Origin of the sequence: Streptomyces sp. NPDC017520 (assembly GCF_044329855.1) — a bacterium.
Lineage (GTDB): Bacteria > Actinomycetota > Actinomycetes > Streptomycetales > Streptomycetaceae > Streptomyces.
This window is the reverse complement of the sequence record NZ_JBIRKB010000001.1, coordinates 1-16354: the sequence shown is the minus strand read 5'-3', so window position 1 is coordinate 16354 and position 16354 is coordinate 1. Positions and strand designations below refer to the sequence as shown.

Annotated in this window: 15 protein-coding genes and 1 tRNA gene; 10 read left to right on the top strand and 6 right to left on the bottom strand. The window is 71.5% G+C overall.

The annotated features are described in order from the left end of the window. Positions 1-3: 3 nt before the first annotated feature. From ACH4KB_RS00080 to ACH4KB_RS00065, 4 genes are all read right to left on the bottom strand, one after another. Complete coding sequence (locus tag ACH4KB_RS00080; RefSeq protein ID WP_398062062.1) at positions 4-2094, bottom strand: AAA family ATPase; 2091 nt, start codon at positions 2092-2094, stop codon at positions 4-6. Next, positions 2091-2930: a DUF4255 domain-containing protein gene (locus ACH4KB_RS00075; protein WP_398062061.1), complete on the bottom strand. Its 840-nt coding sequence runs from the start codon at positions 2928-2930 to the stop codon at positions 2091-2093. Before ACH4KB_RS00075 ends, ACH4KB_RS00080 begins: the two co-directional genes overlap by 4 nt. Before the next feature lie 103 nt (positions 2931-3033). Next, on the bottom strand, positions 3034-5013 hold the full coding sequence (locus ACH4KB_RS00070) for a VWA domain-containing protein (protein ID WP_398062059.1): 1980 nt from the start codon (positions 5011-5013) through the stop codon (positions 3034-3036). Positions 5014-5280: 267 nt separating this feature from the next. Then, positions 5281-5907 (bottom strand): response regulator transcription factor, encoded by a 627-nt coding sequence (locus ACH4KB_RS00065; RefSeq protein WP_398062057.1) that lies wholly within the window; start codon positions 5905-5907, stop codon positions 5281-5283. A gap of 212 nt (positions 5908-6119) precedes the next feature. Here ACH4KB_RS00065 and ACH4KB_RS00060 point away from each other — a divergent pair, with 212 nt between their 5' ends. Then, the gene (locus ACH4KB_RS00060; protein ID WP_398062055.1) at positions 6120-7472 is read left to right on the top strand and encodes a hypothetical protein; all 1353 of its coding nucleotides are present in this window, start codon (positions 6120-6122) and stop codon (positions 7470-7472) included. 186 nt (positions 7473-7658) lie between these two features. Here ACH4KB_RS00060 and ACH4KB_RS00055 read toward each other — a convergent pair whose 3' ends face one another. Then, a complete protein-coding gene (locus ACH4KB_RS00055) occupies positions 7659-8642 on the bottom strand; it encodes a DUF4157 domain-containing protein (RefSeq protein WP_398062053.1) in 984 nt (327 codons plus the stop codon). Between the two features lie 242 nt (positions 8643-8884). Here ACH4KB_RS00055 and ACH4KB_RS00050 point away from each other — a divergent pair, with 242 nt between their 5' ends. The 4 genes from ACH4KB_RS00050 (at position 8885) to ACH4KB_RS00035 (ending at position 12749) form a co-directional block, all read left to right on the top strand. Then, positions 8885-9616 carry an HhH-GPD-type base excision DNA repair protein gene (locus ACH4KB_RS00050; RefSeq protein ID WP_398062051.1) on the top strand — a complete coding sequence of 244 codons (732 nt, stop codon included), beginning with the start codon at positions 8885-8887 and terminating at the stop codon, positions 9614-9616. A gap of 256 nt (positions 9617-9872) precedes the next feature. Beyond that, complete coding sequence (locus ACH4KB_RS00045; protein WP_398062049.1) at positions 9873-11429, top strand: M28 family metallopeptidase; 1557 nt, start codon at positions 9873-9875, stop codon at positions 11427-11429. Positions 11430-11653: 224 nt separating this feature from the next. Beyond that, positions 11654-11950 (top strand): type II toxin-antitoxin system VapB family antitoxin, encoded by a 297-nt coding sequence (locus ACH4KB_RS00040; protein WP_003967677.1) that lies wholly within the window; start codon positions 11654-11656, stop codon positions 11948-11950. 196 nt (positions 11951-12146) lie between these two features. Next, positions 12147-12749 (top strand): LytR C-terminal domain-containing protein, encoded by a 603-nt coding sequence (locus tag ACH4KB_RS00035; protein WP_398063299.1) that lies wholly within the window; start codon positions 12147-12149, stop codon positions 12747-12749. A 105-nt stretch (positions 12750-12854) separates the two neighbouring features. Here the strand turns inward: ACH4KB_RS00035 and upp are convergent, their stop codons facing one another. Next, complete coding sequence (gene upp, locus ACH4KB_RS00030; RefSeq protein ID WP_215109612.1) at positions 12855-13490, bottom strand: uracil phosphoribosyltransferase; 636 nt, start codon at positions 13488-13490, stop codon at positions 12855-12857. A gap of 102 nt (positions 13491-13592) precedes the next feature. Between upp and ACH4KB_RS00025 the strand changes: the two genes are divergently transcribed. The 5 genes from ACH4KB_RS00025 (at position 13593) to ACH4KB_RS00005 (ending at position 16240) form a co-directional block, all read left to right on the top strand. Then, positions 13593-13835 carry a hypothetical protein gene (locus ACH4KB_RS00025; RefSeq protein WP_398062047.1) on the top strand — a complete coding sequence of 81 codons (243 nt, stop codon included), beginning with the start codon at positions 13593-13595 and terminating at the stop codon, positions 13833-13835. A gap of 229 nt (positions 13836-14064) precedes the next feature. Further along, positions 14065-14619: a hypothetical protein gene (locus ACH4KB_RS00020; RefSeq protein WP_398063297.1), complete on the top strand. Its 555-nt coding sequence runs from the start codon at positions 14065-14067 to the stop codon at positions 14617-14619. 202 nt (positions 14620-14821) lie between these two features. After that, positions 14822-15250, top strand: a complete 429-nt coding sequence (gene tadA / locus ACH4KB_RS00015) for a tRNA adenosine(34) deaminase TadA (RefSeq protein ID WP_398063295.1) — start codon at positions 14822-14824, stop codon at positions 15248-15250. Positions 15251-15363: 113 nt separating this feature from the next. Continuing rightward, positions 15364-15451, top strand: a tRNA-Ser gene (locus ACH4KB_RS00010). Positions 15452-15778: 327 nt separating this feature from the next. Continuing rightward, positions 15779-16240 (top strand): hypothetical protein, encoded by a 462-nt coding sequence (locus ACH4KB_RS00005; protein ID WP_398062045.1) that lies wholly within the window; start codon positions 15779-15781, stop codon positions 16238-16240. Positions 16241-16354 lie beyond the last annotated feature (114 nt).

Below are 16354 nucleotides of genomic sequence, written 5' to 3'. Positions count from 1 at the left end.
GCCTCACGGCTGCACCAGCTTCAGATACGGCCCGAACTCCGAAGCCAGCGTCAGCCGCCCCAGCTTCTGGTACTCCCGCTGGATCGCGTGGATCACCGTCTCCATCGTCACCGCGCCCCCCGCCTCCGCCGCCAGGTACGCCGCAGTCACCGCGATCGACCGGATGTTGCCGCCCGCCAGCTCGAAGTTCTCGGCGCAGAACGGCAGGTCCAGGTCCGTGCCGCGCGGGAGTGTCGGGCCCAGGCAGCGGTCCCACAGGAGCAGGCGTTGTTCGGGGTCAGGGACCGGGAAGTCGATGACCAGGTCCAGGCGGCGGGTGAAGGCGTCGTCCAGGTTGGCGCGGAGGTTGGTGGCGAGGATGGCCAGGCCGTCGAAGGACTCCATGCGTTGCAGGAGGTACGCGCTCTCCACGTTGGCGTAGCGGTCGTGCGCGTCCTTCACGTCCGAGCGTTTACCGAAGATCGCGTCCGCCTCGTCGAAGAGGAGCACGCCGTTCACGCCCGCCGCCTCCGTGAAGATCCGCTCCAGGTTCTTCTCCGTCTCGCCCACGTACTTGTCGATCACCGTCGCCAGGTCGACCGTGTACAGGTCCAGCCCCAGGTCGGCCGCGATCACCTCCGCCGACATCGTCTTGCCCGTGCCGGAGTCGCCCGCGAACAGCGCCGACACCCCCCGGCCCCGGCCGCCGCCCGGCCGCATCCCCCACTCCCCCAGCACCCGGTCACGGTGCCGGGCGCGCGCCGTGAGTTCGCGGAGCTGGGTGTGGGTGTCGGGCGGGAGGACCAGGTCGTCCCAGGTCACCGTGGGTTCGATGCGGCGGGCCAGCCGGTCCAGGCCCGCCGCGTTCTGGGCGCGGGCCCCCCGCCGTACGTGGTCCGCGGTGAGCTCGCCGCCCGCCAGCCGGGCCGCCTGGGCGGCGGAGCGGGCGGCTCCGGTGATCTGTTCCGGGGTGAGGAGGAACGGGGCCAGCAGCTGGTCCGGGGCGATGGTGGGCGGGAGCGGCGCGTCCTCCCGGAGCCGGTACGCGTCCCGCCACAGCGCCCCCCGCGCCGACGGCTCCACCCGGGGCGCGTGCAGCAGCAGGGGCGGGGCGACCGACCAGGACGCGTCCCAGGGCGCCCGGCCCACCAGGACCGTCGGGACCGGGGTGGCCGTGAGGAGCCTGAGCAGCCCCGGGCGTTCCCTGGACACCGCGTCGAGCGGCGCGCAGACCAGGCCCGCCCCCGTCAGGCGCGCCTCCCGGACCAAGGCGCTCACCGCCTCGGCGGGCGACGGGTCCTCCGCCAGCCGGGCCAGGTCCAGGCCCAGGACCCCGCGGCCCGCCCGTGTCAGCGCCGACGCGGCCAACGCCGTACCCGCGCCCCCCTGGTCCTCGCTCAGGTAGGCCAGCCGGACGCCGTCGGCGAGGACCCCGGCGAGCGGGGCCGGGTCGCCCACCCCGGGCACGGCCTGCCACGGGGCCAGCAGGTCCGCCAACCGCGGGTCCGGGGTGTCGTCGCCCAGCAGGTGCGCGGCCACCCGGTCCGGCACCCGCAGCGCACGGCTCAGGAACGGGCGGTTCAGGTCCTCCGCCAGGAGCAGCCCGCCCGCCCGAAGCGGCGCACCCGCGGCCAGCCGGGCACGGGCCGCCGGGTCGGAGAGAGCCACGCCGCACAGGCCCAGGGCCAGCCCGACGGACGGGCGACGACGGGACACGTCGTCGTTCAGATAGCCGTAGAACGCCTCGAAGCGGTCGTCCAGATCCGGTACGAGCGCGATGAGCAGGATCTCCGTATCGAGCGCGGTGAGGCCGAACTCCGACGCGAGGCAGCCCAGTCGGGAATCCGCTTCGCTCTCGGCCGCGGGAGCGTTCAACTCACCCCCACCCGGCGTCCCCTCCTGCGCCCCCTCCCATGTCGGGAACGCCCTGGCCTCCTCGTCCTCCAGGAGCCGCACGATGCTCTCGTCCGTGAAATACAACCCCCGGAAGTCGTCGTCCGGGTCCGGATCGGTGGTCCGCCTCAGTTCCACCGCGTGCCGGATGCGCCGCTCCACGGCCGCCGCCCGGGCGAGCAGATGACGGAGGTCCGGATCGACGGCGTTCCGCGCCGTCATACGTCCCCTTCCTCAGATGGCGTACCCCGTCTCCCGGGTGACGTGCCCCGCCCCTCAGGTGCCGACCCCCGCCGCTCGGTGATCCGCAGCGACACCGCCCGTCCGTGCGCCCCGCCCGAGGGCGCGGAGGAAGGCTCCCGGGCGGGGCGGCCGGGGCGCGACCCGTACACCGGCAGACCCGGCCGGCCCGGCTGCGCCTCCGTCGCGCCCGCACCCTCCCCGGGAACCGTCGCGCCCGCACCCTCCCCGAGAACCGGCGCGGGTACGTCCCCGAACTGCGCCCGCAGCCCCTCGTCGCCCACCGGTGGGCCCGCCTCGTAGACCGGGGAGGCCGTCACCGGAACGCTGATCACCAGGTCCAGTGAGGGCTTCAGCTCGCCCCCGAGCGCGCTCCACACATCGGCGAACGACCGGTCCTCCGGCGGCGGCAGCGCGATCGACATCGGGACGGCGGCCCCGACCTCGGCGAGCGAGCCCGCCAGCCGCTCCGGCGGCAGCGCCTCGTACCGCAGCAGACAGGCCAGCAGGGAGGAGAGCAGGCGGTGTTCGTCCTCGGGGCGCTTCGTCCACGCCGTGATCAGGTACGACAGCTTGAAGAAGCGGGGCGGGCGGCGGCGCGCGACGATCGCCCCGCGCTCGTCGTACTCGTTGTGCAGGCCGCGCTCCCGCCGCCGCATGTCCTCACGGATGTCGTAGAGGTAGAGGTTGACCATCGGAGCGTTGACCTTGGCCGCCCACTCCCGGGTCGGAGCGTCGAAGACCACCGCGATCTGGCGGCCCTCCAGCACCTCGGCCCGGATCAGGGCCCGCAGGACGTCGTCGACCTCGTGGATCATCCGGTGACCGCCTCCGAAGCGAAGAGCAGGCTCATGAGCGGCCGACGAAGCCGCAGGAAAGGAGTTTTCATGACCGGCCGACGAAGCCGCAGGAACGGAGTCCTCATGACCGGCCCGCGAAGTCCGGGGGCTGGAGGTTGTGCTGGACGACCAGAACCGGTTTTCGGAGGCGCGGCAGATCGCGGGCCTCCGCCCGCAGAACCCGCGGGCCCAGCGTGTCCTTGCGCAGGACCAGCACCTGCACCTCGAAGGTGCCGTCCCGCCCGACCCGTACGCCGGACCGGTCCGCGGTGATGCCGATGTTCCACGTGAAACGTACGGTCTCGCCCGGCGGATAGTCCTTGCCCCTGGCCAGTACCGGCTGCCCCGGTTTCGCCACCTGCGGGGTGACCGTCAGCGAGGGCTTGAAAACCCTCAGCCGGTCCACGTCACGGTTGTTCGCCGCCCGCCCGTCGGGCAGGGTGCCGCGCACGGTGGCCCGTACATCGCCGGTGACCGCCGCCCGGTAGGTCGCCCTCTGCGTCACCTCGACCCGGCCCCCGGCTGGAATCGTGCAGGGCCGCGCCGCCGTGCACCGGGTCAGGCCCGGCAGGCTCCGGTCCTTCGACTCGCCCGTCCTCGGCCAGGCCGCCCCGAGGACGACACCGGTCGCCGTGTCCGGGCCCGCGTTGGTGATCGTGAACCGGGCGGTGGCGGGCCGCCCCACGTACGTACGGTCCGGGCTGACATCGGCCCGTACCGCGAGGTCGGAGGCCGGAGGCGGGGGCAGGGGCGGAGGCGGCGGAGCAGGCGGGTCCGGCGGGTCCGGTGGGACCACGGGTTCCAGCACCTCGAACCGGGCCGTGTCCGCCCCCGTGTTGCCCGCCGCGTCCGTCGCGGAACAGGTGACCGTCGTCGTTCCGACCGGGAAGAGCGATCCGGACGGCGGGGTACAGGTCACCGGCAGTTCCCCGTCCTGCGGGTCCGTCGCCGTGGCCGTGTAGTCGATGCGGACGCCGTCGTCGTCGGGCGCCCTGGCCGTACGGTCGTCCACGGTGACGACCGGGTCGTTGATGTCGTTCACGGCGATGCTGATCTTCTGCTGGAAGTCGGGGTCGGGTACGGCGGCGGGGCCGAGCGCGTCCGTCCCCGGCACCTGGGTGCCGAGCAGGAACTGCACGGTGCAGGTCAGCGTCGTGCCCTGGGGGGCATCGGCCGACACGTCGACGGTCTCAGTGAACTGCGCGGTTCCGCCGCTGGTCAGCCGTCTCGTCGGCGGGTCCAGGGCGACGCTGAGATGCGGGTCGCAGTCGGCGAGTTCATGGCCGACGGAGGTGGGCAGGTTGTCGAAGCCGTTCATGATCGCTTCGGCCGTCTCGTCCGGCTGGATACCTTCGAGCAGTTGGCCACCGGTCGCTTCGATGATCCGGGTGGCCTGACCGGTTTCGGTCGGCGGAATCTCGATCTGACCCGGGTAGTCCGGGTTGTTGGCGTTCCCGTTGCCGTTCAGGCCGTCCCCGCGGTCACTCTCCACTTCGATGCCGATCACCCGGACCCCGTTGTCCTGAAGGTCGGCGATCGTGTCGTCGATGGTGTGACCGTTGCTCGGCGCGTGGCTGGAGGCGTCGCTGACCAGGACGACGACCGGGCTGGCGCCCTCACGGAAGACCGTCTTGCCGTCCGCGCCGTCGGCGATCTCCCACAGACCGTTGATCCAGTCCTCCGACGGACCCATGCTGAACCCGCCGAGGTCCGTGCCCAGCCCGTCGACACCGGTCTGGACCAGGCTGATGTCGTCCGTCAGCTCCTGGAGTACCCGGAACCCCGCGTTCGGCCTGTCGACCTGCTGGTCGCCGAACGTGGCGACCGCGAACCGCGAATCAGGCTCCTCGGCCCGGATCTTGCCGACGATGTCGGGCAGATTCTCCTGAACGCTCGTGATCGGAACCTCCATGCTCCCCGTGCCGTCCACCAGCAGGACCACGTCCGGCCGAGGCGGGATCGCCGGGGTCCGCACCCGCTTGTCCACGCCCGTCGAACCGCCCGGGTCGAGCGCCTCCTCCAGCGTCGCCGGAGTGACCCACGGCTCCGGCGGCACGGGCACGGCGGACGCCACACCGCTCACGCCCGACGCGGGCACAAGGCCGGCGGCCAGCAGCAGGAGAACAAGCCCGGCCGCTCGCCTCCGCGGTACCGTTCCTGGCTGAAACCACCGCACAGCGTTCCCCTCCCCGCGCCACGCCCGATACCCGGAGGCCACCGTCACGCACCGGCGGGCCGCGTGCGGAGAGAGACGAGTCACTTCCGCGGGAAGGCCGAACTGCCCGATGGTGCAGCGGCGTTCGTGATGGGGGCCTGAGCCGCCAGGCCGTCAGATAAGCCCCTGGCGCATCGCGTACGCCACCGCGTGGGAGCGATTACGCAGTTGCAGACGGGTCATCACCGAGTGCAGCACGTTCTTGATCGTGCGCTCGGAGTAGGCCAGCTTCGTCGCGATGTCCGCGGTGTCGTACCCCTCGGCCACCAGCCGCAGCACGTCCACCTCGCGCGCGGCCAGGCCGGTGAAGTGCAGACCGCGCGGACCGAGCACCTGCCCCTGGAGCCTGCCCACCTCTTCGAGGAGGCGTCCGAGCAGGTCGGAGGGGAGATGCCCCTCGCCCCGCGCCACCGTGCCGATGACCTGCACCAGATGGTCCGGCGTCGAGTCGGACCGCCTGACGACCCCCGCGACCCCGCACTCCGCCGCGCTCACGAGCTTCTGCTCGTCGATGTCCGTGGTCACCAGCACCGTGCGGCAGGCGCTGGTGCGCTGGATGTTGCGCAGGACGCGCAGGACCTCGTCGTCCACGGCGTCCACCACCATGACCACGACCTGGGGCGCCGGCTCCCCGTCGCCCCGGTCGACGACAGCGACCTCGGGGCGGGCCCGCAGTTGGCTGGCCACTCCGGCCTGGGAAATCGGGTCCTGCGCGCGTAAAACGACAGTGATGCGCTCCATGCGAATGCTCCCCCTGGGCACCAGCCGGAAGCATCACACTGCAAGCACAAGCTCCACAGCTGTACTCGTCCGCCCCATCAGATGTGAGGCGGTCAGAAGATTCCCGTTCTTACTCGCGAGGAAACGGAAAGGTTGTGTCGGGCATCACATCTGCCCGAAAGTGTTCCTCCGTGACCGGTGCCCGCCCTCCGGCCCGGTCCTACGGTCCGCGTATGAGTCTTACCGCAAGCCTCGACGCGTCGTCCGTCACCGTCGTACCGGGCGAGGAGACGACCCTTCCCCTACAGATCCTCAACTCCGGCCGGACCGTCGAGGAATACCACTTCGAGGTGGTCGGTACCTGCGCCGCCTGGTCGGCGATCGAACCCGCGGTGCTCTCCCTCTACCCCGGCGACTCCGGAACCGTCTCCCTGGTCATGCGCCCGCCGCGCGAAGCGACGGTCCTGGCGGGCGAGAGCACGTTCGGGATCCGGGTGATGCCGACCGGCGACCGGAGCGACACCGTGGTGCCCGAGGGCCGGGTGACCGTCCTGCCGTTCACCGAGACGACCGCCGAGCTGGTCCCGCGCGGATCGAACGGCTCGCGCGGCGGGCGGCACCAGTTCGCCGTCGACAACCGCGGCAACACCCCGGTGACCGTACGGCTCGGGGCCCAGCCCGGTACGGAACAGGCGCGGGTCGTGTTCGCCGCCTCCGAGCTGCGGATCGAGCCGGGCCACGCGGAGTTCGCGAAACTGCGGGTCCGCCCGGCGAAGCGGATGTGGCGCGGTACGCCGGTGACGCACGCCTTCCAGGTGTACGCCGCCCCGCAGCCGCCCGAGGGCGAGGAGGCGCCGGCCCCGGTGCTGGTGGACGGCTCGTACCAGCAGGACCCGATCCTGCCGCGCTGGCTGCCCCGGGCCCTGCTCACCGCCGCTCTGCTGCTTCTCGTCCTGGTGGGACTCTGGTACGCGCTGCTGCGCCCGGCGGTGAAGTCCGCGGCCCGGGAGGCGGTCACCCCCGAGGCGGTACGGTCGGCCGCCGCGGCCGACAAGAGCAAGGCCCCGGAAGAGGGCGAGCAGGGCGGCGCGGGCTCCGGAGGCGGCGACTCCGCCGGGGCGGGCACGGGAGGCGGCGCGGCAAGCTCCACCCCCTCACCGGGACCTTCCGCCTCGGCCGGCAGCGGCGACGGCAGCGGTGACGCGGCGGCGGGCGCCCCGACCAGCGCGCAGGTCCGGGTGCAGGACGGGGTGGGCGGCGGCCCGAACACCGGCACGGCCCTGGAGGTACCGGCCGGCCACACCTTCCAGCTCACCGACATCGTGGTGCAGAACCCGCAGGGCGACGCCGGCACGGTCACCGTCACGGCCGGCGAGGACACCCGCGTCCTGAGCCTCGGTCTGGAGAACTTCCGCGACTCCGACTACCACTTCGTGACCCCGATCCTGGTGCCCGCGGGCGGCAAGGTCACGATGACGATCGACTGCAGGCGGATCGGCAAGCCGGTGGGCGCCCTGGCCCCCTCGCGGTGCTCGTCCTCGATGTTCCTGGGCGGGACGATGCGCCCGGACACCCCGGCGGGCTGAAGCCCGCGCCGACACCGGGCGGACTCCCCCAGGCCGGGGGCGGGCCCGGATGGGCTCGGACGGGGACGGACGGGGACGCGCGGGGACGGACGGGGACGGACCGGGACGCGCGGGGCCGGACGGGGCCGGACGGGGCCGGACGGGGCCGGGGCAAGACCGGCCGGGGCAAGACCGGGGCGGGCTCCCTCAGGCCGGGGGCTTCTCCTCCTCTTCCTCCTCCCCCGGCTTCTTCTCCTCCGCACGCTGCACGAACGACCCCTGTACGTCCGCGGGTTGCTCGTCCTCGTCCTCCGTGGCCGCCCGCTGCACGGCGGAGGTGGAGATGGAGGTGGCGGCGGTACCGGTCGCGGGGGCGGACACGGGGGTGGCCGGGGCCGGCGCTGCCTCCGGCGCGGGATCGGACAGCACCCGGTCCGCGTTCGCGACGGCTTCGCGCTCGAACCGGTCCGAAGGGTCGCTGACCCGGATGCCGCCCGGGGCCTCCGTTCCCTCCACCGGGCCGTTGCGCTGCTGGATCACATGGGTCAGCTCATGGGCCAGCGTGGTGCGGCCCTGCGGCGATCCGGGGTCGTAGGCGTCGCGCTGGAACACCACGTTGTTGCCCACGGTGTACGCGTGCGCCCCGACGCCCTTCGCCGACTCGTGCGCGGCGGAGTCATGGTGGACGCGCACGTCGGAGAAGTCCGCGCCCATCCGGCTCTCCATGTCCGTACGGGTGTCGGTGTCCAGGGGCGAACCGCCGGAGGAGACCACGTCGTGCACCGGCGACCGCTGCTCCTCGGCCTGTCCCGCCTGCGCCGCCCGCGCGGCATGCTCTGTCTGCTCGGCCTGCTCAGCCTGCCCTGTCTGCCCTGTCTGCTCGGCCTGCTCGGCCTGCTCGGCGGCGGTTTCGGCGGCCCCGGACCGGGAACGCTGGACCATCGCCCCGATCGCCCCGTTGCCGGCCGTCCGCTGGAGCAGCCCCATCCCGGCCGCTCCGACCACATCGGCCCGGCCCGTGGCGGCGGCCCGGAAGACGTGGTGGGCCTGCTCACCGGAGGCCTCCGCGGCGGTTTCGCCGAGCTGTTCATCGCGCTCGTGGACCTGTTCACGCCCACCGTGTCCGTGGTGTCCGCCGTGTCCGTGGTGCTCGTGCCGTTCCTGCTCGATGTCGTGCGCGTCCATGCTCATCTCTCCCCTGACCGCGCTGTCCTCGGCATTCCACGATTACGGTGTGGCCCCCGGGCCGTCCAGCCCGCGCCCCGGCCCGGCCGGGGCATCCGGACCTGCCTCATCGGGCAGCGCGGTGGCACGGACAGGCCCGCACACCACGGCCGCCCCCGCGGCCCCCCTACTCCCTTCGGCCGACAGGGGAGAGGCCATCGGCGCAGTACCGGTCGCCGTCCTCCGCCGTGCTCGCGATGATCGGCAGCATGACCACGAGCGACAGCGGCAAGGACATCACCCTGCGGATCGCCCAGAATCCGGAGGCCGACGAGTTGCTCGGCCGCAGCCCGCTGGCCGCTCTGGTCGGCATGCTGCTGGACCAACAGGTACCGATGGAGTGGGCGTTCACGGGCCCGTACACCCTCGCGGAACGCATGGGCTCCGACGACCTGGACGCGGGGCGGATCGCCGCCTACGACCCGGACGCCTTCACCGAACTGTTCACCACCAAACCGGCTCTGCACCGCTACCCCGGCTCCATGGCCCAGCGGGTGCAGCAGCTGTGCCGCTACCTGGTGGCGGAGTACGACGGCGACGCGAGCGCGGTGTGGCGCGACGCGGCGACCGGCACCGAGCTGCTGAAACGCCTCAACGCGCTGCCCGGCTTCGGCGAACAGAAGGCGCGGATCTTCCTGGCGCTGCTCGGCAAACAGCTCGGCGTACGGCCGACGGGGTGGCGGGAGGCGGCGGGCCCGTACGGGGAGGCCGGATCGCACCGCTCGGTCGCCGACATCACGGGCCCGGAGTCCCTCGTAGAGGTGCGCGCGTACAAGCAGGAGGCCAAGGCGGCGGCCAAAGCGGCGAAGAAGGCGGCCGGAACAGCGAAGATGCCGAGCGAGCCCTCGCCCACCAAGCCGAGCGGGCCCCCGCCCACGAGGTCGAGCGGGCCCTCGCCCAAGAAGTCGGGTGGCTCACCGCCCGAGAAGTCGGGCAGGTAGTCGGCCTGATCCTGCGCTCGACCGAGAAGTGACGTGACGGTGACATGAAGTGGACGTGACGGGGACGAGCGCCGAATCAGGCCGACACCTCCCCCTCACCGATCGAATCCGGCCACATCTGTTCACAGGCGTCACCCCACTCGCTAGCTTTCGCAGCACATTTGTTCAGCCGTTCAGGTCCTGAGCCGCTCGGAGCACCGGCGGTTCAGGTACTGAGCCGCTCAGAGCACCAGCCGTTCAGACCGGAAGGACTCCTGTGCACGCAACACGTCGCAGAGCCATCGCTGTCGTGGCCGCCACCGCCCTGGCCACACCGCTCCTCCTGGCCGCGTCCCCGCACCCCGGACGCCCCGCGCCGCACGACCCCGGCAAGGAAGCGGCCAAGCTGTCGAAGGAGTTGGTGAGGAAGGGGTCCGCACGCGACGCCTACCGCCACCTCCAGCAGTTCCAGGCGATAGCCGACTCGACCGACGGTCACCGCGCCGCCGGCTCGCTGGGCCACGACGCCTCGGCGGCGTACGTCTACCGTCAGCTCCAGCGGGCCGGGTACCAGGTCTCGTACGAGAACTTCCGCTTCACCTACACGGAGACGCTGGCGGAGAAGCTCGCCGTGGTGACGCCGACGCCCCGCGACGTCACGATCAAGGCCATGACGTACACCCCGTCGACCGAGGTGGGCGGCCTGACGGCGGCGCTCGTCGCGGTGCCCGTCGACGGGACGACGGGCTGCGAGGCCACCGACTACGCGTCCACGACCTTCACCGGCAAGATCGCGCTGATCAAGCGCGGCGGCTGCTCCTTCGCCGAGAAGCAGGCCGCCGCCGCCGACGCGGGCGCGGCCGGGGCGGTCATCTACAACAACGTCGAGGGCGCCCTGTCCGGCACGCTCGGCGAAGTCGCGGCGGGCAGGATCCCGACCGGGGGCCTCACCCAGGCGGAGGGCGAGAAGCTGGCCGCCGACGTCGCGGCCGGCGAGGTCACGGTCTCCTTCGAGATCCGCGAGCTCCAGGAGGACCGTCCCACCCGCAACGTCATCGCCGAGACGCCCGGCGGCAGCACGGCCCGGACGGTGATGCTCGGCGCCCACCTCGACTCGGTGACCGAAGGCCCCGGCATCAACGACAACGGCTCCGGCTCCGCCGGCCTGCTCGAAGTCGCCCTGGACCTGGCGAAGTCGAAGAGCAAGCCCGCCAACAAGGTGCGGTTCGCTTGGTGGTCGGCCGAGGAGAACGGCCTGATCGGCTCGGAGAAGTACGTCGCGGCGCTCTCCGAGAAGCAGCGCGAGCAGATCGCGCTCTATCTGAACTTCGACATGATCGCCTCGCCGAACGGCGTCCAGTTCGTCTTCGACGGCGACAACTCCGACGAGGTCGGCGAGGGCGCGGGCCCGGAGGGCTCGGCCCAACTGGAGCGTGACATCAACGAGTTCCTCGACGGCAAGGGCAAGCCGCACGAGGGCACGGACTTCACCGGCCGCTCGGACTACGGACCGTTCATCGAGGTCGGCATCCCGTCCGGCGGCACGGACACCGGGGCGGAGGGCATCAAGACGGCGGCCCAGGCCGAGGTGTTCGGCGGCGAGGCGGGGATCGCGTACGACCCCTGCTACCACGCGGCCTGTGACGACCTCGACAACATCGACATGGGCCACTTCGACACCAACATCGACGTGATCGCCAACGCGGTCGGAACGTACGCCCACGACCTCCGCTCCCTGACCCGCCCGGTCACCCCCGACACCGGGACGGGTACGCCCGGCAGCGGTGGCAGCGGTGGCGGCCTGCGCGAGGGTCACGGCCGGGTCGCGGAGTAGGAGCGGCGGCCCGAAACGGGCCCGTGAGCGGCGGACCGCACGCACGGTGAACCCAGCAGTGGGCCCGGTCCCGGAATCCGTACGCATTCCGGGGCCGGGCTCACTGCGGCGACCGACCCCTGTCCCGGTATCCAGCCCTATTCAGCGCTATACGACCTTTGCACCGTCATCGCGGTGAGCTTCCCTGGCTGCGCCCGGTGGCCCTTGCCCGGTAGGCTTTCCGTGTGATCTTCAAGCGCATCGGAAATGGGAAGCCATACCCCGACCACGGCCGGGAAAGCACCCGACAGTGGGCGGATGTCGCGCCGCGTCCGGTTCGCCTGGACCAGCTCGTGACCACCAAGGGCCAGCTGGACCTGGAGACCCTCCTCGCCGAGGACTCCACGTTCTACGGCGACCTGTTCGCCCACGTCGTGAAGTGGCAGGGCGACCTCTACCTGGAGGACGGTCTCCACCGGGCGGTCCGGGCGGCGCTCCAGCAGCGCCAGGTGCTGCACGCCCGCGTCCTCGACCTGGGCTGACGCCACCCCCGGCCACCTGCGCGCCCCTCCGCGAGGGCACCCGCACACCCCACCCGGGTTCCGCACCTCACAGATGGCCGATTCGGGCCTTTCGGGTGTTTTCACGCTCATCCGGGTGTCATACGTTGATCATCTTGTACGCATGGACACAGGGTCGCACTACGCTGCCTCCATGAGCATGCTCACTCCCCCCGGCATGGGCGGAAAGTACCGCATCACGGGCGACGCCTATCCCCGTATGCGCCGCCCCCGGCACCGCCGCAGGCTGGTCCTCGCGGGCATCGGAGCCGTCGTCGCCCTCAGCCTGGCCGGCTGGGGCACACTGCAGCTCATCGACGTCTTCACCGGCGGCGACAAGAGCGCCAGCGCGGCCGACCACAAGCGGGACTGCCCCACCCCGAAGCCGTCGGCGGCCCCCGCCAAGGCGCTGCCGAAACCGGCCGCCATCAAGGTCAACGTCTACAACGCGACGACACGCAGCGGGCTGGCCAAGTCCGCAGCCGAGGAGCTCAAGAAACGCGGTTTCACCATCGGTGAGGTGGGCAACGCGACGAAGGCGTACGACAAGAAGGTGCCCGGCACGGGCGTGCTGCTCGGCGCACCGACCGCGACGAACGGCAGCTTCACGGTGCTCGGCACCCAGCTGGCGGGCACGGTGCAGAAGACGGACACCCGCAGGACGGGCGAGGTCGACCTGATCCTGGGGGCGAAGTTCAAGGCGTTCAGCACCCCGCAGGAGGCCACCGCAGCGATGGCGGCCCTGACGAAGCCGGCCCCGGCCCCGTCCTCCTCCTGCTGAACCCCGCACACGAAAGCGCCCCGTCCGGGCACCGTACGGTTACGTACGAGCCGGAACGGGGCGCGAAATCGTAAAGGGCCCTGTCCGGACCTGTTCGGCCGTGACCTATTCGGCCGTGCCGTACATCCGGTCGCCCGCGTCCCCGAGGCCCGGCACGATGTAGCCGTTCTCGTTGAGCCGCTCGTCGACGGAGGCGGTGACGACGGTGACCGGGGTCCCGGCCAGCTCGCGCTCCATCACCTCGACGCCCTCGGGCGCCGCGAGAAGGACGACGGCGGTGACATCGTCGGCCCCGCGCTTGATCAGCTCGCGGATGGCCGCGACGAGGGTGCCGCCGGTGGCCAGCATCGGGTCCAGGACGTAGACCTGGCGACCGGAGAGGTCCTCGGGCATCCGGGTCGCGTACGTCTCCGCCTGGAGCGTCTCCTCGTTGCGGATCATGCCGAGGAAGCCCACTTCGGCGGTCGGCAGCAGCCGCACCATGCCGTCCAGCATGCCCAGACCGGCCCGCAGGATCGGGACGACCAGGGGCCGGGGGTGCGAGAGCTTCACCCCGGTCGTGGGCGTCACCGGGGTCTCGATGTCGACCAGTTCGGTGCGCACATCCCTGGTGGCCTCGTAGGCGAGAAGGGTGACCAGCTCGTCGGCGAGCCGCCGGAAGGTCGGGGAGTCGGTGCGCTTGTCGCGCAGCGTGGTGAGTTTGTGCGCCACCAGCGGGTGGTCGACGACGTGGATCCGCATGTGTCAACAGTAACCGCGCCGCCCGGCACTCTGCGCTGGCATCAAGCACCTGTTCGGGGGGAAGGTGGGGGCATACGGACCCAGCACTGGGGTGATGAGTCGATGGCTGACGGGGAACTGCGGCGCGACCCGGCCTCGCGCGAGCCGCGCGACGGGCGCGACGCCGAGGGCGTGGCGAGTGACGTCGACGACGCGCAGGAGAGTGACGCCGCCCGCCGCCGTCGACGCGCCCAGTTCCTCCGTGAGCTCCACGAGGCCAAGCAGCTGCGCGACCGCGTGCAGCCGCGCCGGGCCCGTGCGGCCCGTATGCGGCAACAGATGCGGATGCGCACGTTCCGCTGGTGAATCCTCCCCGTATCCGCCTCGTACCACCGGCGCACTCCCCCCGCCGATCGGCGCGTCAGGGAGACGGCCGACCAGGCACTCCTGGAACTGATGGCCGACGCAACGGCCGAAGAGGTCTCGCACAGCGCTTGTTTCTGCCACGATGCCGGTTGGGCGGGGCGCAGGACGGACGGATCACCGTTCGCCCTCCCGCCGGACCGATTCGCCTATGACCAGTGGGAGAGTCACGGTGTACTTCGCCGCACTGCTCGCGCGCACCGAAGACGGGTGGGAAGCGAGCGATACAGAGCTCGACGATGTGGAGACCCTGTCCGATCTGACAGATCTGGCCCGGGAGGCCTCGGTGGACGAGGACACGGTCCTGGTCTACATCGAGCAGGAGGACGCCTGGTTCGGCGTCGTCCGGGTGGACGGTGAGGAGGACCCCCGAATCTACGTCTCGGACGCGTCCGCCGCCGCCCGCTCCTCGTACGGGGAGATCCTGCTCACCGACGAAGTGCTCGGCCGCGAACCAGGGGCCGAGGACGAGATCGCCGCCCTGGAGGAGCTCGTCGACCTCGACGGCACCGAGGACGGCGAGCCGGAACGTTCCGCCCCCGCGGCCGTCGACCCGGACGAGGACGGCCCCGACCCGGACACCGTGCCGGCGGGACCGATCGGCGAACTCGGGATCCTCGCCGACCTCGGGCTGTCCGAGAAGGAGCTGCTCACCCTTCAGACCGACGCACTCTCCGAGATCGCGGAGGCCGTGGGAGCAGCGGAGATCCTGGAGTCGGCCCGCTAGGCCGGGCCGAAAAGCGTTCTGTCCCGTCGTCCCGTCGTATGTCTGCCCCCGTCGTACGTCCGTCCCCGTCGTACGTCCGTCCTGTCCCGTCCGTTAGGGTCCGCGGGTGACCGCCGGACCGCCGAACCCCTCACCCGAGCCCGCCCCGGATCCCGTACGCGTACCCGAGCCCGACCCCGTACGCGACCCCTGGCAGGCACCGATGCGCCGCGCCCTGGCCGAGGCCGGGCGGGCGGCGTCGGCCGGCGACGTGCCGGTCGGCGCCGTCGTCCTCGGCCCCGACGGCGCCGAGCTGGCCGCCGCCCACAACGAACGCGAGGCCACCGGCGACCCGACCGCACACGCCGAGATCCTGGCCCTGCGCCGGGCGGCCGAGGCCCACGGCGAGTGGCGCCTGACCGGCTGCACGCTGGTGGTCACCCTGGAGCCCTGCACGATGTGCGCGGGCGCCCTGGTCCAGTCCCGCGTCACCCGGGTCGTCTACGGAGCCCGCGACGAGAAGGCGGGCGCGGCCGGCTCCCTCTGGGACGTCGTCCGCGACCGCCGCCTGAACCACCGCCCGGAGGTGATCGGCGGCGTCCTGGAGGACACGTGCGCCGAACAGCTGACGGCCTTCTTCCGGGCGCTCTGAACAGGTACGGCCCTGCCACCCGACCAGGCACGGCCCGGCTGCCTGACCAGGTAGGGCCCCGCTCCCGAGAACCGATTTCTGTCCACACCCCGGGATGGTCTAAGCTCTCTCTCGGTAGCGTGTCCGAGCGGCCGAAGGAGCTCGCCTCGAAAGCGAGTGTGGCGTAACCCGTCACCGTGGGTTCAAATCCCACCGCTACCGCTTGTGGACGAAGGGTCCGGCTCATCGAGCCGGACCCTTCGCTTCGCCCTCAGCCTTAGCCGGCGGCAGCCTCTTCGCCCGGCCGCTTTCCAGACGAGGCTTCGATCCGTCGCGCCATGCCCGTACGCCCGGCGTCGAGGTCTTGAAAGCCGTCGTGATGCTGTGCCTCATCTTCCGTATCGAGTAGGCCGATCTGCATCTCACGGCGGGCCTGAGTACTTCACCGACGTGCGGGCTTGAATTCAGCGCTGCTCGTGACCTGCGAAATTGCTAGTCTGCCACCCGATCCGGCCCCGCTTGGGGGCTGGCAGAGGGAGGGGAAAGACCATGGCGCGCAGGAAGAGACTTGCTACGGCAGCGCTCGCAGCGAGTGCGGTGCTTGTCGTCGCGCAGCCCGCGCAGGCGAGCGAGACCGTTAACTGGAAGCCGGTGAAAACCAACGCGAACTGGCACTGCACCCACTACCTGTACCACCCCACCTCGGGACTGAACTTGAAGACGTGCATCGTCCTCAACAACAACAACGACGCGCAGGGTGTTCTGGTCGCTCAGAACCCGACATCGAGCGCAAAGACGATCAGTGGTCGGGTCGTGTTCGAGTCGCAGCGCGGAGGAGACGTGTGGTGTGCCACCTCGAACTTCGCAGCCGGCGCGACCGCGGGCTGCTTCGCGCCGACGGTGCACATACCCGCGTGCAAGACGACGACCAATGCCGCGGGAACACTGGACATCGCCGGCTACCCCCTCGTCTACACAGCAGTCAAGAACGGCATCTCGACCTTCTGCTAGCGGCCACGGGCCGATCCCCCTAGGGCGTGTATCGGGTCGTGATCACTGGGTGGTTCGCGTGAGGTCTTTGATCCAGATCATGGAGGCCCGGAGTTGGAGTCCGGCCAGGTAGCT